19 protein-coding genes and 2 pseudogenes are annotated in these 20272 nt (G+C 62.2%); 16 read left to right on the top strand and 5 right to left on the bottom strand.

Features of this window, described 5'->3' with window-relative positions; all coding sequences use genetic code 11:
- Positions 1–146: 146 nt before the first annotated feature.
- A complete protein-coding gene (locus A0W34_RS32905; RefSeq protein WP_154606736.1) occupies positions 147–320 on the bottom strand; it encodes a hypothetical protein in 174 nt (57 codons plus the stop codon).
- Positions 321–406: 86 nt separating this feature from the next.
- On the opposite strand from A0W34_RS32905, the gene A0W34_RS29835 reads away from it, so the two are divergent.
- The 5 genes from A0W34_RS29835 to A0W34_RS29850 all read left to right on the top strand — a co-directional run bounded on the left by A0W34_RS29835 (position 407) and on the right by A0W34_RS29850 (position 4459).
- Positions 407–2137: a SulP family inorganic anion transporter gene (locus A0W34_RS29835; RefSeq protein WP_042920142.1), complete on the top strand. Its 1731-nt coding sequence runs from the start codon at positions 407–409 to the stop codon at positions 2135–2137.
- 6 nt (positions 2138–2143) lie between these two features.
- On the top strand, positions 2144–2530 hold the full coding sequence (locus tag A0W34_RS29840) for a DUF5313 family protein (RefSeq protein ID WP_042920144.1): 387 nt from the start codon (positions 2144–2146) through the stop codon (positions 2528–2530).
- The gene (locus A0W34_RS33690) at positions 2527–2655 is read left to right on the top strand and encodes a hypothetical protein (RefSeq protein ID WP_257784574.1); all 129 of its coding nucleotides are present in this window, start codon (positions 2527–2529) and stop codon (positions 2653–2655) included. The genes A0W34_RS29840 and A0W34_RS33690 overlap by 4 nt, the downstream gene beginning before the upstream one ends.
- 93 nt (positions 2656–2748) lie before the next feature.
- The gene (locus tag A0W34_RS29845) at positions 2749–3945 is read left to right on the top strand and encodes an acetyl-CoA C-acetyltransferase (RefSeq protein ID WP_042920147.1); all 1197 of its coding nucleotides are present in this window, start codon (positions 2749–2751) and stop codon (positions 3943–3945) included.
- A 166-nt stretch (positions 3946–4111) separates the two neighbouring features.
- On the top strand, positions 4112–4459 hold the full coding sequence (locus tag A0W34_RS29850; RefSeq protein WP_042926495.1) for a zinc ribbon domain-containing protein YjdM: 348 nt from the start codon (positions 4112–4114) through the stop codon (positions 4457–4459).
- On the opposite strand, the gene A0W34_RS29855 is transcribed toward A0W34_RS29850, so the two are convergent.
- Both A0W34_RS29855 and A0W34_RS29860 read right to left on the bottom strand, forming a co-directional pair.
- On the bottom strand, positions 4446–4967 hold the full coding sequence (locus A0W34_RS29855) for a hypothetical protein (protein WP_042926483.1): 522 nt from the start codon (positions 4965–4967) through the stop codon (positions 4446–4448). The genes A0W34_RS29850 and A0W34_RS29855 overlap by 14 nt on opposite strands.
- Before the next feature lie 189 nt (positions 4968–5156).
- On the bottom strand, positions 5157–6302 hold the full coding sequence (locus tag A0W34_RS29860; RefSeq protein ID WP_042926492.1) for a thiolase family protein: 1146 nt from the start codon (positions 6300–6302) through the stop codon (positions 5157–5159).
- 223 nt (positions 6303–6525) lie between these two features.
- Between A0W34_RS29860 and acpM the strand changes: the two genes are divergently transcribed.
- From acpM to A0W34_RS33255, 5 genes are all read left to right on the top strand, one after another.
- The gene (gene acpM, locus A0W34_RS32910) at positions 6526–6813 is read left to right on the top strand and encodes a meromycolate extension acyl carrier protein AcpM (protein WP_042926481.1); all 288 of its coding nucleotides are present in this window, start codon (positions 6526–6528) and stop codon (positions 6811–6813) included.
- A complete protein-coding gene (locus A0W34_RS29865; RefSeq protein ID WP_042926479.1) occupies positions 6810–8066 on the top strand; it encodes a KasA/KasB family beta-ketoacyl-ACP synthase in 1257 nt (418 codons plus the stop codon). Before acpM ends, A0W34_RS29865 begins: the two co-directional genes overlap by 4 nt.
- Before the next feature lie 23 nt (positions 8067–8089).
- Positions 8090–8911, top strand: a complete 822-nt coding sequence (locus A0W34_RS29870) for an alpha/beta fold hydrolase (RefSeq protein ID WP_042926476.1) — start codon at positions 8090–8092, stop codon at positions 8909–8911.
- Complete coding sequence (locus A0W34_RS29875; RefSeq protein WP_042926474.1) at positions 8908–9861, top strand: hypothetical protein; 954 nt, start codon at positions 8908–8910, stop codon at positions 9859–9861. Before A0W34_RS29870 ends, A0W34_RS29875 begins: the two co-directional genes overlap by 4 nt.
- 193 nt (positions 9862–10054) lie before the next feature.
- Positions 10055–10213: a hypothetical protein gene (locus tag A0W34_RS33255; protein ID WP_167349918.1), complete on the top strand. Its 159-nt coding sequence runs from the start codon at positions 10055–10057 to the stop codon at positions 10211–10213.
- Positions 10214–10716: 503 nt separating this feature from the next.
- On the opposite strand, the gene A0W34_RS33515 is transcribed toward A0W34_RS33255, so the two are convergent.
- Positions 10717–10857: a hypothetical protein gene (locus tag A0W34_RS33515; RefSeq protein ID WP_231917508.1), complete on the bottom strand. Its 141-nt coding sequence runs from the start codon at positions 10855–10857 to the stop codon at positions 10717–10719.
- Between the two features lie 222 nt (positions 10858–11079).
- Here A0W34_RS33515 and A0W34_RS33860 point away from each other — a divergent pair.
- Positions 11080–11753: pseudogene (locus A0W34_RS33860) on the top strand (transposase); the annotation flags it as partial.
- 199 nt (positions 11754–11952) lie between these two features.
- On the opposite strand, the gene A0W34_RS33865 reads toward A0W34_RS33860, so the two are convergent.
- Complete coding sequence (locus tag A0W34_RS33865; protein ID WP_408990032.1) at positions 11953–12024, bottom strand: helix-turn-helix domain-containing protein; 72 nt, start codon at positions 12022–12024, stop codon at positions 11953–11955.
- Positions 12025–12064: 40 nt separating this feature from the next.
- Between A0W34_RS33865 and A0W34_RS29900 the strand changes: the two genes are divergently transcribed.
- From A0W34_RS29900 to A0W34_RS29920, 5 genes and pseudogenes are all read left to right on the top strand, one after another.
- Positions 12065–13690, top strand: a complete 1626-nt coding sequence (locus A0W34_RS29900; RefSeq protein ID WP_231917490.1) for a hydantoinase/oxoprolinase family protein — start codon at positions 12065–12067, stop codon at positions 13688–13690.
- A gap of 65 nt (positions 13691–13755) precedes the next feature.
- A pseudogene (locus tag A0W34_RS29905) lies at positions 13756–14192 on the top strand (acetone carboxylase subunit gamma).
- A gap of 22 nt (positions 14193–14214) precedes the next feature.
- Entirely contained in the window at positions 14215–16341 is a 2127-nt protein-coding gene (locus tag A0W34_RS29910; RefSeq protein ID WP_042926470.1) for a hydantoinase/oxoprolinase family protein, read from the top strand.
- Positions 16342–16390: 49 nt separating this feature from the next.
- On the top strand, positions 16391–18718 hold the full coding sequence (locus A0W34_RS29915; RefSeq protein ID WP_042926467.1) for a hydantoinase B/oxoprolinase family protein: 2328 nt from the start codon (positions 16391–16393) through the stop codon (positions 18716–18718).
- 98 nt (positions 18719–18816) lie between these two features.
- Positions 18817–19626, top strand: a complete 810-nt coding sequence (locus tag A0W34_RS29920) for a hypothetical protein (RefSeq protein ID WP_042926486.1) — start codon at positions 18817–18819, stop codon at positions 19624–19626.
- Positions 19627–20272: the final 646 nt, after the last annotated feature.

Consider the following 20272-nt stretch of genomic DNA (forward strand, 5'->3'; position numbering starts at 1 on the left):
CAGGGCTGCCAGCGCATCTCACGTCGAGTCTCTCGCGCTGGAGGCCCTCACCGAAGGTCCCGATCCGGTCAAGTTGCCCCTCAACCTCCCGGATCGGGATCTTCTGACGTGAGACCGAACGTGGTGATCTCCCACCCAGAGCGCCGTCAACTCGACGAGCGCAGCGGGGAGCCCAGGACAGCCGTCGACAACGCCCGCTCCCCACACCATGGGCACACGTTTCCGCCCGGCGTCACCGCGGACCGACGGCACAACCTGGCACATTCGCGGCACTGCAGCAACGGCGCGCTCAGCAGTCCGCGCAGTGGTGTTACACGCATCACCGCTCCCTTCATCTGGTTACTTGCTAATATTAGCAAGTAACCAGACAGGCTTCCACTTTCTTCTCGCAGTACCGAGGAACCTTATGACCGCTACGCCCGCACCGAATTCCACTCCGTCCCCGCAGAACTCGCTCGGCCGCGCTGCCCAGGCCGTACGGGACCTGTTGCCGCGATGGAGCGAATGGAGTTCGTCGCTGCGCGCACCCGGCGCGGATCTGCTGGCCGGCCTGATCGTGGCACTGGTCGCTCTTCCGCTGGCCTTGGGATTCGGCATCTCCACCGGGCTCGGGGCGGCGGCCGGGCTGACCACAGCTGTCGTCGCCGGCGCCGTCGCCGCTGTCTTCGGCGGCTCCCGGTTCCAGGTGTCCGGGCCGACCGGGGCCATGACCGTGGTCCTGGTTCCCATCGTTCACGAATACGGCGGATCCGGTGTCCTGGCGGTCGGGTTGATCGCCGGCATCGTGCTGGTGGTGTTGGCGTTCGCCGGAGTGGGGCGGGCCGTGCGTTTCATGCCGGCACCGGTCATCGAAGGGTTCACCGCTGGTATCGCCGTGGTCATCGCCCTCCAACAGATCCCGGCCGCTCTGGGTATCACCGACGCCGAAGGGGACAAGGTGTGGCGCAGCGCAGCGGACGCGGTCGCCAAATTCGTCGCGCACCCCTCGATTCTCACCCCGGCAACAGCGCTCGCGGTGGCCGTCGCCATCCTCGTCGGCGGACGCTACTTCCCCAAGGTTCCGTTCTCGCTCGTCGCCGTGGCTGTCGCGACGTTGGCCGCGCAACTGCTGCACCTCGACATCGCCCGCATCGGTGAAATCCCCTCCGGCATCGCCGCACCCACACTGAACTTTCTGCATCTAGGGGATCTGACCTCGCTGGTGGCCCCGGCCCTGGCAGTGGCCGCGCTGGCCGCCCTCGAATCACTTCTGTCGGCGACCGCGGCGGATTCGATGGGAGTCGGGACCCGCCACAATCCCGACCGGGAATTGTTCGGACAGGGGTTGGCGAACATCGCCGCACCCCTGTTCGGCGGCGTCCCGGCCACCGGCGCCATCGCTCGCACGGCCGTCAACGTTCGCTCCGGCGCGCGCAGTCGCCTCGCCGCACTCACCCATGCCGTCATCTTGGCCGCGATCGTCTACCTGGCATCGACCATGGTCGCCGAGATACCCCTGGCCGCTCTCGCCGGGGTACTGCTGGCCACCACCGTGCGCATGGTCGAAACAGCCTCGATCATCGCCATCGCGCGCGCCACCCGAGCCGACACCGCGGTCATGGGCGCAACGTTCCTGGTCACCGTCGCACTCGACCTCGTCACCGCGGTCGCGGTCGGTGTCGCATTCGCCGCGATCCTGGCACTGCGCGCAGTGGCGAAATCGGCCAAGATCGAACAAGTCCCACTCGATGACGACGGGCACCAGAGCGAAGAACACGAACTGCTCCGTGAACACATCGTCGCCTACCGCATCGACGGCGCCTTGTTCTTCGCCGCCGCTCACCGCTTCCTGCTCGAATTGGCGGACGTCTCCGACGTCAAGGTCGTCATCTTGCGCATGTCACGGGTGACCGCGATCGATGCCACCGGCGCCATCGTCCTCAAGGACGCCATCGACAAACTCGAACACCGCCATATCACCGTCTTGATTTCCGGTATGAAACCGGACCACCTCCGGCCACTGAAAGCCCTCGGTGTCTTCACCACCTCCGACAGCGAACGCCGACACATCTTCTCCGACACACCACGCGCCATCGAATACGCCCGCATGCTGGTGCTTCCGAGGAACCAGTACCTATCGATGAACATCGAGGAATGAAACACCATGTCCCAGAACGGAACCATCGCACATCCCACCTTCGCCCAGCACCTCAAGTACCTCGCCGGACGCACCCTGCCGGACGAGTTCATTCCGTGGGTGATCGAGGACATCACCGGCCCCGGCGCCGCCCGCCGCTACGCGACACGGTGCATCGTCCCCTTGCTGCCGATCCTGCTGGGGCTGTTGCTGATCCCCGGCCCCTGGATCATCCGGATCAGCATGGTGCTCCTGCTCTTCCTGCCCTTCGTCTATTTCCTTCTCGCCTTGAAAAAGATCTACCTGCGGCACCGTCTGGTCAGCCACGGATTGAGCCCCGCGCTCCTCGACGTGCACGAGAAAAAGAAAATGGACGAGGAAAAGCAGGCCTACGAATCCCGCTACCGCCCATGACAGCGCGGCCGTTGACGGCGAATGATCCGATGAATCCGCCCCTTCCCTCCCTGACCGCGGCGATGGCATCCGCTGCCGCTGTGGTGCTGGCGATGACCGCAGTGTTCTACATCCTCACTGCCTGAACAGACGCACGACAACATCCGATAACAGGCCATTTCACCGACGCGGTCTCGGCAATCGACCCCCGAGACCGTCGCAAAAGACTGGAGAACGCGTTGAACACGACCACTGTGATTGTTGCGGGAGCTCGTACCCCGATGGGTCGACTCCTCGGATCGTTGAAAGACCTCTCCGGGTCCGACCTCGGCGGCATCGCCATCAAAGGCGCCCTCGACAAGTCCGGAGTCGCCCCCGAACAAGTCGACTACGTCATCATGGGACAGGTCCTCACCGCCGGCGCCGGCCAGATGCCCGCCCGCCAAGCCGCCGTCGCCGCCGGCATCCCCATGAACGTCCCCGCCCTGAGCATCAACAAAGTGTGCCTCTCCGGCATCGACGCCATCGCCCTCGCCGACCAACTCATCCGCGCCGGCGAATTCGACATCGTCGTCGCCGGCGGGCAGGAATCGATGTCCCGCGCACCCCACATGCTCGAAAAAAGCCGCGAAGGCTTCAAATACGGCGACGTCACCCTCCGCGACCACATGGCCTACGACGGCCTCCACGACATCTTCACCGACCAGGCCATGGGCCTGCTCACCGAACAAGTCAACCAACAAGAAACCACCCACATCACCCGCGCCGAGCAGGACGCCTTCGCCGCCGCCTCACACCAGAACGCGGCCCGCGCCTGGAAAGACGGCTACTTCGACAACGAAGTAGTCCCCGTCTCCATCCCCCAACGCAAGGGCGAGCCGATCGTCTTCGCGCAGGACGAAGGCATCCGCGCCGACACCACCACCGAATCCCTCGGCAAACTGCGTCCCGCGTTCAGCAAGGACGGCACCATCACCGCCGGCTCCGCCTCCCCGATCTCCGACGGCGCCGCCGCCGTGATCGTGATGAGCAAAACCAAAGCCGAAGAACTCGGCCTGACCTGGATCGCGGAAATCGGCGCCCACGGCGTCGTCGCCGGACCCGACTCCACCCTCCAGTCCCAACCCGCCCGCGCCATCGCCAAGGCCTGCGCCAAGGAAGGCATCGACCCCACCGACCTCGACCTCGTCGAAATCAACGAAGCGTTCGCCGCCGTCGGGATCGCCTCCACCCGCGAACTCGGCCTCGACCCCGCCAAGGTCAACGTCAACGGCGGCGCCATCGCCGTCGGACACCCCCTCGGCATGTCCGGCGCCCGCATCGCCCTGCACCTCGCCCTCGAACTGCAACGCCGCGGCGGCGGCATCGGCGCAGCCGCACTCTGCGGCGGCGGCGGACAAGGCGACGCACTCATCATCCGCGTCCCCAAGGCGTAAGCGTCCACGTGTGCACGGCCGACGAGTCACCAGAACCCGGGCAAGGTTTCGTCGGTGTATCGCGGCCGGTGGCGGGCACGTCGACTCTGCCTCAGCGCCGTGAACCCGGCGAGACGTGTCACGAATCGAAGAATCAGTATGCCGAACAAGGAAGAGGATGGCCCCCGTGAACAATGCACTGCCGCCGTGCCCACAATGCTCCAGCGAATACAGTTACGAGATGGGGGCGCACTGCGTGTGCCCCGAATGTGCTCACGAATGGATATCTCACCAGGGATCGCAGATTGTCGACCGGTCCATCGTTGTCGACTCCGTCGGAAATGAGCTTTCCGACGGGGACGCGGTCACCGTTGTGAAGAACTTGAAAGTCAAAGGCAGTCCGACAGGAATAAAAGCTGGAACCAAGGTGCGTAACATACGCCTGGTCGACGGTGCCGACAACCACAATATCGAATGCAAAATCGCCGGAATCGGGTCGATGCAACTGAAATCCGAGTTCGTCAAGAAAGCATGACAACCCAGGCGAGGCTACGGCGCGGTGAGGAATTCTCGTGTCCATGATCCGGGTACATGTGGTCTTCGCCGTTCTCGCGGTCCTGGGCCTCGCAGTTGCCGCGCCCTACGCTGCTCTGGCTTGCACGGCATCGCCATACCGGCGCTGTCGGCGGTGGGTGCTCGCGTGTTTCGGGTTTGTGATGATCGCTGTCGCGGCGATAGGCATTGTCGTCACCGGCATCTAGCCCGCCGCATTCCGTGCGTTGGCACATCGGGTCGTGTCGATACGAGTCCGGTCTGGGAGATTCGCCGTCACAGATACTCACCGACGAAATGTGTGCGCCAGATTGTCTTCGAAGATTTTCGCGCACGGCGACGAACGTGGTTGTCCGGTCGGTACGGTCTTTTCCCGTTCCGGAATCACGCTTGTCGAGTGAGCGCGCGTCGGTATCGTCGTCGAGGTATCGCGAGAAGAACAGTAGCGAACCGCTGATGACGTAGACCAGGACCAGAGGAGGAAATTTCACCGCCGGCGCCGCCAACGCCGCGGTCGATATCGTGACGAATACCGTACGACGGATGACGTGTCTGATGTTCGTATTCCTCTCTCCTCTATCCCGTTTCACCGCTCACATACCCCCACTGAACGTCGGGACGGCTCGGGTGATCCTCGCTTGAGAGGCTCGGCGAGGATCACCGCCGTGGATACGACTGGATCAGAGAAGTTCGAGGATGGTGGCGTTCGCTTGCCCACCGCCCTCACACATGGTCTGCAATCCGTAACGCGTTCGTGTGTTTCGCATGTGATGGATCATCGTCGTCATCAAGCGTGCACCACTACCACCGAGGGGATGCCCTAATGCGATCGCTCCGCCGTGCGGATTGAGCCGCTTCGGGTCTGCCCCTGTTTCGGCCAGCCAGGCAAGGGGCACCGTGGCAAAGGCTTCGTTGACCTCGAAAACTCCGATATCGGACAACGTCAAACCGCTGCGCCACAAGGCTTTCTCCGTGGCCGGAATCGGTGCGGTCAGCATGATCACCGGATCGGCGCCCGCCAGGACGGCAGTATGGACTCGAACGATCGGTGTCAGCCCCAACTGCGTGGCCTTCTCGCTGGTCATCATCAACAGTGCGGCCGAACCGTCGGAAATCTGGGAACTGTTTCCCGCCGTCACCACCCCGGTGTCGGAGAACGCGGTCTTGATCCCGGCCAGGGTTTCCGGCGTTCCGCCGCGGCGGATCCCCTCGTCGCGGGCGATCTTGGTGCCGTTGGCGAGCACGATCGGCAGGATCTGGTCGTCGAAGCATCCGTCGTCTTGCGCGTGCGCGGCTTTCGCATGCGAGGCGAGCGCGAAAGCGTCACATTGACGGCGCGACAGACCCCACTGCTCGGCGATCATTTCCGCACCGACCCCTTGCGAGGGGGCGACGCCGTGATAGCGCGCCAAGAACCAATCTCCCAGGGGATTCATCCCGCCGGACGAGGATCCCATCGGAACCCTGCTCATGGATTCGACGCCACCGGCGACCACCACGTCGTACTGGCCTGCAATCAACCCTGCGGCAGCGAAATGCACCGCCTGCTGTGATGACCCGCACTGCCGGTCGATGGTCACCCCGGTGACGGTGTGCGGCCACCCGGCCGCCAATACGGCGGTCCGTCCGATATCACCGGTCTGCTCACCGGCCTGACTGACGCATCCCCAGATGACATCGTCGACGACTGCGGGATCGAGGCCGGTGCGATCGGCCAGCCCCACCAGAATCTGGGCCGACAAATCGGCCGGATGAATGGTCGAGAGCACTCCGTTACGGCGACCCAAAGGGGTTCGCACGGCTTCGACGATCACTGCATCGCGCATTGTGTGTTCCTTCATCCATCAGCCGGCGAGATGCCCGGCTTCCCTCGGAGCTCACCAAACCCATGCGACCGAGTTGGTCACCGAGAGTCGCAAGCATCCCTGACCACAGCTACTTGCTAATCTTCTTAACTAGATATTATGGCAAGATGGCGTGAGCTTAGCCCTACCTGTCCGAGAGCACCAGAAGCCGAACACCACCCGTTCATTCGAAGGGACGTCATTGATGGCCAGCACGCAGGAAACCATCGTCACCGAGCTCGCACAGATCGTCGAAGAGGTCACCGGAATCGAACCGTCCGAAATCGGTATCGGCACGTCCTTCGTCGACGATCTCGGTATCGACTCACTGTCCATGGTGGAAATCGCGGTACAGACCGAAGACAAGTACAGCGTGAAAATTCCCGACGAGGATCTGATGGGTCTGCGCACGGTCGGCGACGTCGTGGACTACATCCACACCCTCGAAGCTGCGGCAGCGCTCGAACTCGCCGCGCCGAGCAGCGACAGGTGAGCACCACCGAGGCACGCTCCTGGCTCGGCCGCGCACCCAACGTCGTCGTCACCAGCCTCGCAGCGACCACATCGGTCGCCGGGGACGTCGCCGGCACATGGAGGGCGCTCCTCGCGGGAGAGAGCGGAATCGGTCTTCTCGACGATTCGTTCGTCGAGGAATTCGACCTGCCGGTCCGTATCGGCGGTCACTTGAAGGTCTCTCCGGACGATGCCCTCACCCGGGTGGAGATCCGGCGGATGAGTTGGCCGGCGCGGGTCGCGTTGACACTCGCTCGCACGGCATGGATCGACGCGGGCTCACCCGACGTCGACAGGGATCGTCTGGCTGTGGTCATCGGCACCGGACTCGGAGGCGGCGACACCCTGATCGATGCGGTCGACCGGCTCAGAACCGGCGGCTACCGCAAAGTGTCCCCCTTCGCAGTGCAGATGGTCATGCCCAACCGCCCCTCCGCGACGGTGGGCCTCGAACTCGGCGCCCGCGGCGGGGTGATGACCCCGGTGTCGGCATGCTCGTCAGGCGCGGAAGCCATCGCGCAGGCTTACCGGATGATTGCGATGGGTGACGCCGACATGGTCGTCGCCGGCGGAGTCGAAGGCCGCATCGATTCGTTTTCCATCGCCAGCTTCGCCACGATGCGCGCGCTGAGCTCGAACAATGCCGACCCTGCCGGTGCGTCGCGTCCGTTCGACAAGGACCGGGACGGTTTCGTCTTCGGCGAGGCCGGAGCGCTGATGGTCCTCGAAACCGAGACGCATGCCCTCGCACGCGGTGCGACGATCCATGCGCGTCTGCTCGGCTGCGGTACCACCTCCGACGGTTACCATCTTGTCGCTCCCGACCCCACCGGCCGCGGAGCCGCTCGCGCGATGACCCACGCCATTCAGCGAGCCGGGCTGACACCCGCCGACATCACCCACGTCAATGCCCACGCCACCGCCACCCCGGCCGGCGACATCGCCGAAGCACAGGCCATCACCACAGCGGTCGGCACACACGCGGCGATCTACGCCCCGAAATCTGCCCTCGGGCACTCCGTCGGAGCCGTCGGAGCGCTCGAAGCGGTTCTCACCGTCCTCGCCGTCCGCGACGGCGTCATTCCCCCCACACTCAACCTCGACACGCTCGACCCGAGGATCGACCTCGACGTGGTCACGACAGCGCCGCGCATCGGCCCCGTCGACTATGCCGTCAACAATTCCTTCGGCTTCGGAGGACACAACACCGCTCTCGTCTTCGCTCGCCCTTGACCCACCTCACGAAAACAGGACCCATGCCGACCGTCACCCTCAACCATGTTCCCGTCAACTACGTCGTCACCGGCTCCGGCCCGCGTGTACTGCTGATCATGGGAGCCGGCAGCCCCGGCCGAGTATGGAACACCTACCAGGTTCCTGCACTGGTGAAAGCCGGCTTCGAAGTCGTCACGATGGACAACCGCGGAATCTCGAGCATGGCCGGAATCGACGGGATGAGCATCGCCGACCTCGCCGCCGACGCAGCGGCACTGATCGAACATCTCGGCGGACCCGCCCACGTGATCGGCACATCACTGGGCTCACGAGTAGTACAAGAGCTGGCGATCACCCGCCCCGAACTGCTCGCCAAAGCGATCATGCTCGCCGCCACCGGCCGACCACACCCCGTCGAAGCCGCCCTCAACCGCGGACAAAAGGCCCTCCACCAGGCAGGGATCGACTTGCCCCCTTCCTACACCGCGGCCATCAGCGCGGTGCTGAACCTCTCCCCGCACACCCTCGCCGATCCGCAGAAGGCCCAGGAATGGCTCGACATCTTCGAATACTCCGCCCCCACCACCACCTCTGCCGGTGTCCGCGCCCAGACCGCGATGGATCGATCCCACAATCGACTGACCGATCTCGCCGCGATCCAAGCACCGACCCCCGTCATCGGATTCGGTGACGACCGCTTGACCCCGCCGGCGCAGGGCATCGAAGTCGCCGCAGCCATCCCCGGTGCCCGATACGAACAAATCGCCCAGTGCGGTCACTTCGGCTACCTCGAGCGACCCGAGGAGGTCAACGCTCTGTTGATCGCTTTCCTCCACGGCCGGCCCTTGCCGCAGCAGCCATGACGGACCGGCACCTTCCCTGCCGCAGCGAGCGACTGTCCGCACGCGGCGAGAACACACCACCTCAGGACAACATGACCGCTGATCACCCCGACCTCGACGCACCCAACCGACAACACGCCACGAATCCGATGCTGCCGGCCGGCGGGAAAGTTGTTGTGATCACGACAGATCCGATGTGGAGTCTCCTGCGTAGATTGCACCGCAACCGCAGGACCTGGGGTGAGGGATACGCCGCGCTCATCCGCTACCGCACCGCACTACGCGCGGAGCACACCGCACTCTCGTTCAACGACGTTCCGCGGTTGGTCGAAACCATTCTCGCGCTCCCGGATCACGTCGAGACCGTATTCCTGATCGGACTGCCGCCCTACGGGACCGCGATCGTTCAGCACGAAGTGGCTGCACATCACGGCCCCCTCGTCATCGCGGACAACGAGACCATGACCGCGTCACTCGCGGCCCTGACGCTGACCGCCCTCGACAGGCAAGGCGTGTGGCCGTGGATGGCGACTGTCTACATTTCGCAGTCCCGGCACGCGCCACTACTCGAAGATGTGCTGACCCAGTGCGGCATCGGCACCGTCACCGACATCGATACCACCAACTCAACACGCGAGGACACCCGCCGGATCATCGAACAGTGCGATGTGTTGATCGACTTGTCCACCACCGAGAAATCGATCTCACCTCTTCGGTGCATTCGCCCGCCAGCAGATCCCTTCGAATACTCGTCGTTGCCGCTCGCGGGCCTGCTCAGTGCAGGCTGCGGTCACCGCATCACCATGATGACCCCGAATCTGATCGCCGCATCGGCACGCGCTCTGCACTCGCGCACCGCCGCGCACCGCTTCCTACCGGACATCACCGATCGCACCCTCGTGCGAACGGTCTCCGAGCACGTCGGAGCAGCTATCACGGTCTCCGCGCTTCACACCAGGCTCCAGCGATGAGAACCCGACCACCGGTGCACCGCCACGGAACAGCACCACCTCGACCCGCAGTAGTGGCCGCACGAAAAGCCGTGACCCTGCGCAGGGTATTACACCGAAGTTCGTTCCGACACCGCACAACTCGACAGACTCCGGACCGTATCGCAGTCACCCCGCCAGATCATCCCGAACACTTCACCTGCAGGAGCCCGTCATGCGCTTTCGCTACATCGGAACAGAGGAAATGATCTACCAAGGACCGCCTGCCCGCGTTCTCGGATACGGCGACATCGTCAGAGCCCTCACCAACCCCAACCCCCGATACTTCGAACCACTCGAAGCGAACCCGGAACTGGACGGACAAGAACAGTAGGCACCCGTGCCCGCGCCTGACAAACCCACGATCATGGCCGCCCCAGAGGGTTAAACAAGAGCAACCCGTACAGATTTGCGCCGCGTTTAGGCCCGGCCACGGTGGCAGGTTCAGGAGATCGAAAGATCCCCTGAAGTACAGCCAGGCTCACCCGCACCGATCGAATGCGCTATGAAGCGCCTTCTCTCGCTCTGAGGTAGATGGACCAACTGGTGCTCGCGTACCGGGTCCGTGGCAGGGAGCTATCGGTGAGGTATCACCGCAACTACTCGGCGTGGTCTTCCTCATTCTGAAATTCTTTTGGGTAAGTGTCGTTGGGACGAACGATATCGATACCGGCGACGAGGCCGCGCGCGCCCATCAAGGAGATCTTCCCACGACGCCCTTCGACCCAGACGAACCGATAATGAACGAACCTCACGTGACCGACAGAGCGAGCCTGTCGAGAAGCAACTTCTACTCGGGGCGGCCTCGCTTTGAGCTTTGCGGAACAGACCTGCCACTTAAGGGTACCCGTCACGCTCGGTATCCTCGATGGAGGTCTGCATACACAATGCTTTGCTCAACGACGCTTCGACGAAGCGGATCAGGTTGTAGTTCTTGTTTCGCGTTCGAGTCGCCGCGCCGCTCTCTTGAGCGCTCATTGCCTTACTCCATTCTCACCCCGCCCGACTTTCCTTTGTCACTGGGGCGATACCTGACACAGAGGTCCTCCATGCACCGTTACCACACGAGAGAATCTGGCTCTTCCGGATCTGGAGTGCATGAGTCGATCCACCGGTGATCAAGTGAGGCAAAAGATGTAGAGGGTCCTGGGATACGAGGAGGAAGGTTCCGAGCCCGAATCCGAACACATCACAGGACCCATGGACCAGACTACTAACCTTGTCGCCGACACCATCTGCAGAACCGTCGAACTCGGCGTCACTATCACCGGCGCCGCCGTCGCAGAACACCTCACCCACATCGACTGCCGGCCCGTCGAACACGACCCGACCTGCCCAACGTGCGGCCAGCCCGGTCGGCTCCGCGACCACGTCACCCGCACTCTCCTCGTGGTCGCCGCACCACCGGCTAAATCCTCGAACGACTCGCCTGCGACAAGACATCCGTTTCGGCGGCGGCTGCAGCGTTGGGGTTGAGTTGGGACGTGGTAAACTTCCCGGCTCTGTCCACGGTCCGGCATGTGGTCTACGACCAGTCCGGTCACCTCGACAGGGTGCGAGCCTTTGGGTGCGGACGAGCACAAGCGGAAACACGTTCGCGGGCAGGGTAATCCGAGCTTCGTGACCGTGATCGTGATCAGGCGTTTCGGGACCGGGTGAAGGTCGTCTCGATGGACGAGTTCACAGGCTACCACTCCGCCGCGAAGGACGTATTACCGCAGGCCAAGAGGGTGATGGACCCGTTCCATGTCGTGCACCTCGCCGCCGAGACACACCGTGTGCCGGCAGCGGATCCAGCAGGTCACACTCGGGCATCGTGGCCGGTCCGGCAACCCCGGGTGTACGCCATCAAAAGGGCGCTGCTGACCCGCGCGACGTCAAGCAGAAAGCGCGACGCGAGGCAGTGTTCACCGACGAGGAACACATCGATGTCGCGGTCACCGAACGCACATTCCGACACATGCGATCGGGTGATCATCTATGCCCACAACCGCACTATGCCCCGCAACAGAAGTCGCACCGACTGAATCAGCACATCGGTGCATTCAGGCTTAATGCCACAGGTGTTTCGTTTCATATCTTATAGATTTTCATTTTTCGATACAGCGATGATCGAGCAATTCCGAGGCTCTTTGCTGTACGCATTCTGTTTCCATCATTCTCTTCCAGGCTTTTTACTATAGCCTTGCGCACCGACGCAGAGTCTGCATCACTCTTAGACGACCTTGTCGGTCCCCGCACCTCGGTGGTCTCGGACGAGCTCGATGCCGACGCCTTGACCACGACATTGGTCGCGGAGATCAACAGGTTGACGACAGCGGGTGCGGAACGGCTGATCCTCGCGGCGAAGACCAAAGGCCGTGAGGCGCTGTTCAAACGGATCATTCTCGAGAGCTTCCCGAGACATCTCCTCGGGTCAGTCCCCGTTCTCTTCAGCTGGGAATTCGCCTCCGACGAACTTCGATCACGCCGAATCTGGTCCGGCATCATCAACTCGTTCCTCCACCCCACCGTAGAACGCTTCCTCTACAGCGCCGAACGACGCCTACGCACCTACAAGATCAAGAACCCGCTCCTCATCTACCGCAATGACGGGGCGTCCTCGCGGGTCGCGAAGTCCGTGGCACTCAAGACCTATTCTTCCGGACCTCGCGGAGGGCTCGAAGGCACACGCGCACTTGCCCAAGCGTACGAGCTTCCCCATGTGCTCATGATCGACGTAGGCGGAACTACCACCGATGTAGGGACGGTGAAGAACTATGCCATCGCCACCGAACGCCGGGGTCATATCGCCGGTGTTCCTGTCTCGTACGAGCTCAGTGACGTTCACTCCACAGGAGTCGGGGGCAGTTCCATCATTGCGGTAGAGAACGGCCGGATCGTAGTCAGCCCGGAAAGCGTCGGCGCGTCCCCCGGACCCGCATGCTTCGGTTTCGGCGGCAAGAAGGCCACCATCACCGACGTCAATTTGCTCTTGGGTGTTCTCGATCCCGACACCTACCTCGACGGTGAAATGTTTCTCGACGCCGAACGATCCCGCGCCGTGATCACTGAGAGCATCGCCGAGCCTCTGGGGCTCACTGTCGAAGAAGCCCTGCTCGAGATGGCATCGGCCTATGCGGCGAAGGTATCGGAATCGTTCGCCTCTTCCGTCGAAAGCGCTGAGACGACAACTGTGGCCGCGTTCGGCGGCGGCGGCCCGATGAGTGCGTGTGATGCCGCACGAATCGCCGGAGTGCGCCGGGTACTCGTCCCGAGACTGGCCGCGGTGTTCTCCGCGTACGGTATCAGTTTCTCCGACATCTCCCAGTCCTACGAAACCAACATCACCGACTGCACCCCTGAGCAAATCGACGCAGCGAGAAACGAATTACGTTCCCGCGCAACACGAGACATGTTCCAAGAAGGATACGACACCGCAGAGTGCTCGTTGGAGTGGACCTCTGTAGTCGAGGACGCGGATGGGATGGCGGCGCGCACCCAGTTCGAGCATGATCTCGATGTCAGTTCTACCGCGGGAAACACGACCATCCTCGCACTGAAAGTGACACGGGAACTCCCCCATTCGGTTGTCAAGGGCGGGTCTCCCAAGAAGAAGACGCCGGCGGTGTCGACGCTGGCGAGATCGGTCCGCACCTCCCCCACGCTGGTCGAGGAACTACCTGTCTATCTACTCGATCAGCAGATCGCAGGTGCGGTCGCATCCGGTCCGGCCATTGTCGAGGGGCAGTTTTTCACAGCTCAAGTCCCGACCGGCTGGAACCTGGAGGTCTCCAATTCCGGTGACCTCATCCTGACCGACACCGTGTAATCGGGCCCGGCGGTACCGCCCGAACGATCACATCGACATTTCTCGACACGAAGGTAACGAACATCATGCGTATCCCCATGACCGAATATCTTGCGATCGATCTCGACTCCGAGCGGTGGCTCTGCCGGGTCTGCCAGCACGACCTGGGCAATGCTCGGGGGAACTACAAAGAAGGCACTCTGGTCTACGACCGAGACCCCGCGAGATTCACCCCTCAATTCTCGATCCGGAGAAATACGAGTACACCTTCGCCCCGGATCCGTTGTTCTGCCGCATCCTCGAATTCTATTGCCCGGGGTGCGGTACGCAGATCGAAACCGAATACACCCCACCCGGACACCCACCGACCGTCGACATGATCTGGGACATCGACGCACTCAAGAAGCAGTGGGCCGACCGCGACGGCGATCCGGAAACACTGATCAACTACGGGCCCGGCGAGAACGCCATCTCCGAACCTCGCACTTCGCATTCGCACTCCCATTCACACGCTCAGCGCTGACCCCGGATCGAAGGAGACTTTCATGAAACGCATTTCTGTTGACATCGGTGGAACATTCAGCGACTGCTTCTTTGTCTGGGACGACATTTACGTCGAAGCGAAGGCGTTGACCACCCACCACAACCTGGCCCTCGGCTTCAACGAAGCACTCGATTTGGCATGCTCACGCGCCGGCGTCAGCCGCAGTGACGCTCTACGCGAGGTCGACTCGGTCCGCTACGCCACCACCCTCGGCACCAACGCACTCATCGAAGGCAAAGGCCCCAAGGTTGCCGCTCTGGTGACACACGGATTCGAAGACACGATCCACCTCTCCCGTGGCCGCGGCTACGGCGAGGGCCTCGACGGCATCAAACAAGGTGACATGGCAGACGCCCAACGACCGGATCCTCTAGTGCCGCGTCACCTGGTTCGATCCGTCAAGGAACGGGTCGACGCTGTCGGCGAGATCCTCGTTCCACTGATGGTCGACGATGTTCGTCAGCAGGTTCGCGAGTTGGTGGACAACGGCGCCGAAGCCATCGTCGTGGCGCTGACCAACGCCACCGAGAACTCCGCCCACGAGCAACAGATCCTCGAAATCATCCTTGATGAATACCCCACGCACCAGCTCGGCGCGATCCCCGTTCTGCTCAGCAGTCAGGTATCGGGCCGAAAAGGCGAATACGTGCGAGCAACATCGACGATTGTCGACGCCTTCCTCCACGAGACGATGTTCCACGCGCTCAACCAACTGTCGAGCAATCTGCGTGACTCCGGGTACGAGAAGCCGATGCTGGTCATTCACAATTCCGGCGGCATGGCCCAGCCGAACTCGACCGATGCGCTCCAGACTATCCACTCAGGCCCGATCGCCGGAGTCGGTGGGGCACAACACTTGGCGGAAACCACCGGAATCGGTGACGTCGTATCGATGGACATGGGAGGAACATCGTTCGACATCGGCCTGGTCCCCGAAGGCGGAGTTCGGCACTACGATTTCCAGCCGACCATCGGCCGCTGGCTGGTGTCGGTCCCGATGATCCATCTCAACACCCTCGGCGCCGGCGGCGGCTCGATCGCTTCTTTCGACAGGATCCACAATTCGGTGCAGATCGGCCCCGAATCGGCAGGTTCGGACCCCGGCCCCGCCTGCTACGACCGCGGCGGTTTGCAGGTGACGGTCACTGACGCCGATTTGGTGCTCGGATACCTCGACCCCGAGAATTACGCCAACGGCTACATCGCGCTCAACAAGAAGCGCTCTACCTATGCGATCGACGAAAATCTCTCCGACGAGCTCGACATGGACGCTGTCGACGTTGCGAAGGTCATCAAGCGCACCGTCGACGAGCAGATGGCCATCGGCATCGAGAAGGAATTGCGCTCGCGTGGCGGTCTCGTCGAGGACTACACCATGCTCGCGTACGGCGGCAACGGCCCGCTGCACGCCTGCGGGATCGCATCCAAGGCCGGAATCAGCAAGATCCTCTTCCCCCCGTTCGCATCAGTTTTCTCCGCCCTGGGCGCGGGCAACATGAAGCCCCTCCACATCCACGAACGGAGCGCGTACATCGTGCTCTACGAACCTCGCGAGCGAACCATCTACGACCAGTACGAACAGCTCAACACCTACATCGGCGAGCTTGAAGCCAAGGGCGCCGAGGACCTGGTCCGTCAGGGCTACAACCGCAGCGACGTCAAGTACCGACTCGAGATGGACATGCGTTACGGCAACCAGTTGGTCACCACCGCAGTCTCTTTCGACATCAACCGAGTCAACGGTGTCGCCGATGTGCTGTACCTGATCAAAACGTTCGCCGAAATCTTCGGCCAACGGTACGGCGAAGGCACCCAGGCCCCCGAAGCCGGTGTCCGCGTACAGACCTTGCGCGTCGCCTCCTACATCGACGGCGACGTCGTCAAATTCGATTCCATCGACGCCGGCGGTGACCGCGCAACCCCGGCACCTGTGACCACCCGCAAAGTGCATTTCACCGACATCAGCGAACCTGTCCAGACCCCGGTCTACGACGAGAACGCCCTCCACCACGCGTACGTGATCGCCGGCCCCGCCATCGTGACGACAGAAAGCACCACTTACCTGGTCGAACCGGGCTGGCGACTCGAGCCGACAGTGCAAGGCGCCGTCTGGCTCCTCAAAGACTGACGAGCAGTCGAATCAAACCACAGTTCTTACTAAGGAGCCTGAAAACATCATGACGATTTTAGACAACGGCACCGGGCCATCCGCAGACCGCGACGGGACCCAGCAACTCAGCGAGCAAGAGCAGCAGTGGGTCGACAAGTTCATGGACGAGACCACCCTCTTCCTCGGACCCGACCCCGACATCATGCGTCATCACCAGATCGCGCCGCGCACAGCGCACGAAAGCTATTGCATGACATCGGATACCGATCCGATCGAAGCCGACCGCATCCGCAAACGCCTCGCAGGCGCACTGGACGAGGCCTTCGAGATGTGCGAAAGCATGGGCGCGGCACCCGGCGCAAAATGGGCTGACCTCTCCGTCGCCGTCTACACAGCCGAAGGCGATGTCAGCTACCTTTCCAACCGCGGCGTCATCGCCTTCTCCGCAGTGTTGCACCACCCGATTCGCTACATCATGAAGAACTGGAAAGACGAACCGACAGTCGGGATCCGGCCCGGAGACGGCTTCTTCCACAACGATTCCCGGTTCGGCATGGTGCACAACACCGACCAATCGATGCTGGTACCCGTCATGCGAGACGACCGGATCATCGCCTGGGTAGGGGCCACCATCCACGAAGGTGAAAACGGTGCCTGCGAACCCGGCGGCATGCCGTCAGGCTCCGAAACGCCCTTCGACGACGGGCTGCGCGCATCGCCGATCAAGATCGTCGAAGGCGGGCGACTGCGCCGCGATCTGTTGACCTTCCTCCAGCACTCGACACGTGACCCCAAACTGATGCTCGCCGACATCAAGGTCAAGATGGGCGCCGTCAGCAGAGTGATGGACACCGTCGACCGCCTCATCGACGAAGTCGGTGAAGAAGCATTCGTCTCTACTCTTCGCACCACCGTCGAGAACGTGGAAGCCGAGGTACGGCGCCGCATTTCGGATCTTCCGGACGGCACCGTCACCTTCAACCAGTTCGTCGATTCGACCCTCAAAGAAAACATTCTGATCAAGTTCGCCTGCAAGATCACCATCAAGGGTGACACGATGACCGTCGACCTGACGGGTACCGGGCCGGAGATCCTCAACCGGGCGATCAACTCCCCCCTCGGCTCGACCAAATCGTTCATGACGCAAGCGATTCTGTCGTACTGGTGGCCGGACCTCCCCCGCAGCACCGGCGCCCTCTCCCCCATCGAGGTCATTTCCGAGGAACACACCTGGGCCGACGCCGGATACGACGCACCCGTCGGACAGTCGCTCCAAGCCTCGTTCCGCGGATTCTCTGCCCTACAGACCGCGTACGCGAAACTTCAGTTCTCCTCCCCCACCAAGTACTCGAACGTGATCGCCCCCTGGTTCAACCAGATCAACGACTTCCTGTGGGGCGGAACCACGCAGCACAGTGAGCAGGTCGGCAACCTCTGTGCCGATCTGAACGGAATGGGCGGCGGCGCCAAGGCATTCCGAGACGGCGAAGACGGCGTAGCACCAATGTTCTGTGCAATGGCCGACATCGCCGAGCAAGAAGTCATGGAAGAAGAAGTCCCGTTCCTGCAACTGGTCAGTAAGCGACTGGTCACAGACAATCAGGGCTTCGGAAAGTACCGCGGCGGCATGGGCTACGAAATGATTGTCGCTTCACGCGGCACCCCCAGCTGGGGATTCATGACCGTCACTTCCGGCTCGAAGTTTTCGTCGGTGAGCGGAATGTTCGGTGGCTACGGATGCCCCACCTATCCGTTGTCGATGGTCAAGAACATCAATATCTACGACATCATCCGCAAGGACCCATCACAGTTCGACTTGTCGATCGAACGGGTGATGAACGAACAGCCCTACGAGGGCGGCAAATACCTGACCGGCCACATGGGGTTGCAGTTCGATGTCGCCAAGGAAGGCGAGCTGTACATGATCAGCCAAGGCTCCGGCGGCGGATACGGGGACATCCTCGAGCGAGATCCAGAACTGGTCATGGCTGACCTGCAGCTCGCGCGGATCTCGGACAAGGTGGCCGGCGAACTGTACGGCGTCGTCTACGAACCCGACACATTCGTCGTCCGCGAAGAAGAAACCACAGCGCTACGCGCACAAATGCGCCAGGACCGCTTGAAGCGAGGCAAGCCGTACAAGGAATTCGTAGCCGAATTCGTCAAGCCCGAACCTCCGAAAGAGTTGCTGTACTTCGGTTCCTGGGGCGATGACAACGACCAACTGGTTGCCACGCACTGGGGCAAGAGTGCGCCGGAGCGGGTAACCGCGCGGCTCGAGGATCTACCCCTCATCATGATTCCGGACCGTCGCGTGCTCAAGATCGAGGAGCTGAGCAAGCGGGTACGCGAGCTCGAGACCAAGTGCGGCGAGAAAGTCCAGCACAAGTCCTGACCCTGCCGATTTCGCGCGGTGATGCTCCGCTGACCCAACATCACGTCGGTGTGAGCATCACCGCGCGGTATCGCACCAATCTCTCGAGGAAGACCATCATGACCACCAGCCTTCTCACCGCAATCGCCTCACCACCCTCGGGCCGCGCCACAGCCCTCCTACTCGATCACCACGCGTACGCCCAATCGGTGTTTCTGCGCAACCGGCCCGCCCCCTGGGACGACCCCACCAGCTACGCCCGCTTCTTCAACCAAGCACAAGGTCTACTCAAACCCGACCTGGCCATCCTCGACCTGAACCACTTCTACACCCATCACCTCGAACAGAACCCCGCCCTGCGGGATTCAATGTCTCAGAAGAAACGAACCGGATATGCCCTGCGTACCATGCTCGCGGACAAGGGCCTCACCCGTAGCGTCATCGATCTTGCGCAAACACTGACAGCAATGGCGTCAGGACCAGTAGTCCTACAGATCCCCTCCCCCATGCAGTGGCTACGAGCCACACACCACTATTCGGGTTCTTCCGACATTGACAGCCTCGACGCCGACGACGCGGAAAACTCGTCAATGTACGTCGCCGATTGGCTCCGCGGCTTCGCAGCACTCCCATTCGCCGCGATACTCCTCGACGACCGACCGATAGACCCCTCCGCACCAACCACACCGGTCGGGTACGACGCCTACACCCCGATCACCAACATCACCGCGCACTACCGACTTATCGTCGGCATGCGCGACTCCCATGGGGTAACCCTCCATCAGCAGACCATCCGCGGAAGTGTCCTCCCCGAGAACTACTGGCGCGGAGAACAAACAACACTTCCTCCCTGCGACTTTCACATCACTCAGATCCCCGCCACCGCAGTACCCGAAGTAGTCCTCAATCAACTTGCCCAGCTCAAGTAACACAAACTCATCCGAACCAACCAACCCGACCCGAAATCGCAACGAGCGAGTCGTCAAGCCCCTTCAACAGGCATCAGCGCCACGCACCCTATGGGAACCGCATGAGCGTGCCGCTCGGATGAATAGCGGGTTGACACATTCATCCAGATACTCTCGATTGACCTCACGGAGGGTTCTCTGCATCTGCAAGATATTCGCGTACAGAGCCGACGCCGTCGGAGTGGGCACCCCGAACTCTTGGCGATATCCGTGAATGCCATACCCGCAGTAGGCCTCTCATACGCACGCTGCCGACGTGCAATCCGTTCGGCGAGCTTGTCCCGCTTGGCTTGCCTCTCGCGGCTTCCGCGGAATGACATTCTCCCGCTTAGCTTCCTGCCGTATCACTGCAAGATCGGGAATAGAACTGCATGCCAGTCACCATTCCAGCGGCAATTGGGCATCAGCTGCACATTGCTGCGAGCATCGTCACCTTGGCTGTGCTGGTGACCGCTGGGGTGGTGGGTGACTGTGATCACAGCCCAGAATTCGTCAGCCACGCCGTGTGACTGTATTACCGCTTCACGTTGAGCCTGCGTGATGTGGAGGAACTGATGTTCGAGCGCGGCGTCGTGGTCTCCCACCAGACGATCCGGCAGTGGTGCGC

This window comes from Rhodococcus sp. BH4, assembly GCF_002079265.1.
Lineage (GTDB): Bacteria > Actinomycetota > Actinomycetes > Mycobacteriales > Mycobacteriaceae > Rhodococcus_F > Rhodococcus_F qingshengii.

Bases quoted from the DNA above. Each gene is read 5' to 3' on its own strand.
- A0W34_RS29910 (WP_042926470.1), top strand. From the start codon at position 14,215: ATGAAACGCATTTCTGTTGACATCGGTGGAACATTCAGCGACTGCTTC.
- A0W34_RS33255 (WP_167349918.1), top strand. From the start codon at position 10,055: ATGCGCTTTCGCTACATCGGAACAGAGGAAATGATCTACCAAGGACCG.
- A0W34_RS33515 (WP_231917508.1), bottom strand. From the start codon at position 10,857: ATGAGCGCTCAAGAGAGCGGCGCGGCGACTCGAACGCGAAACAAGAAC.
- A0W34_RS33690 (WP_257784574.1), top strand. From the start codon at position 2,527: ATGACAGCGCGGCCGTTGACGGCGAATGATCCGATGAATCCGCCCCTT.
- A0W34_RS29915 (WP_042926467.1), top strand. From the start codon at position 16,391: ATGACGATTTTAGACAACGGCACCGGGCCATCCGCAGACCGCGACGGG.
- A0W34_RS29840 (WP_042920144.1), top strand. From the start codon at position 2,144: ATGTCCCAGAACGGAACCATCGCACATCCCACCTTCGCCCAGCACCTC.
- A0W34_RS29920 (WP_042926486.1), top strand. From the start codon at position 18,817: ATGACCACCAGCCTTCTCACCGCAATCGCCTCACCACCCTCGGGCCGC.
- acpM (WP_042926481.1), top strand. From the start codon at position 6,526: ATGGCCAGCACGCAGGAAACCATCGTCACCGAGCTCGCACAGATCGTC.
- A0W34_RS29870 (WP_042926476.1), top strand. From the start codon at position 8,090: ATGCCGACCGTCACCCTCAACCATGTTCCCGTCAACTACGTCGTCACC.
- A0W34_RS29875 (WP_042926474.1), top strand. From the start codon at position 8,908: ATGACGGACCGGCACCTTCCCTGCCGCAGCGAGCGACTGTCCGCACGC.
- A0W34_RS29860 (WP_042926492.1), bottom strand. From the start codon at position 6,302: ATGCGCGATGCAGTGATCGTCGAAGCCGTGCGAACCCCTTTGGGTCGC.
- A0W34_RS29835 (WP_042920142.1), top strand. From the start codon at position 407: ATGACCGCTACGCCCGCACCGAATTCCACTCCGTCCCCGCAGAACTCG.
- A0W34_RS32905 (WP_154606736.1), bottom strand. From the start codon at position 320: ATGCGTGTAACACCACTGCGCGGACTGCTGAGCGCGCCGTTGCTGCAG.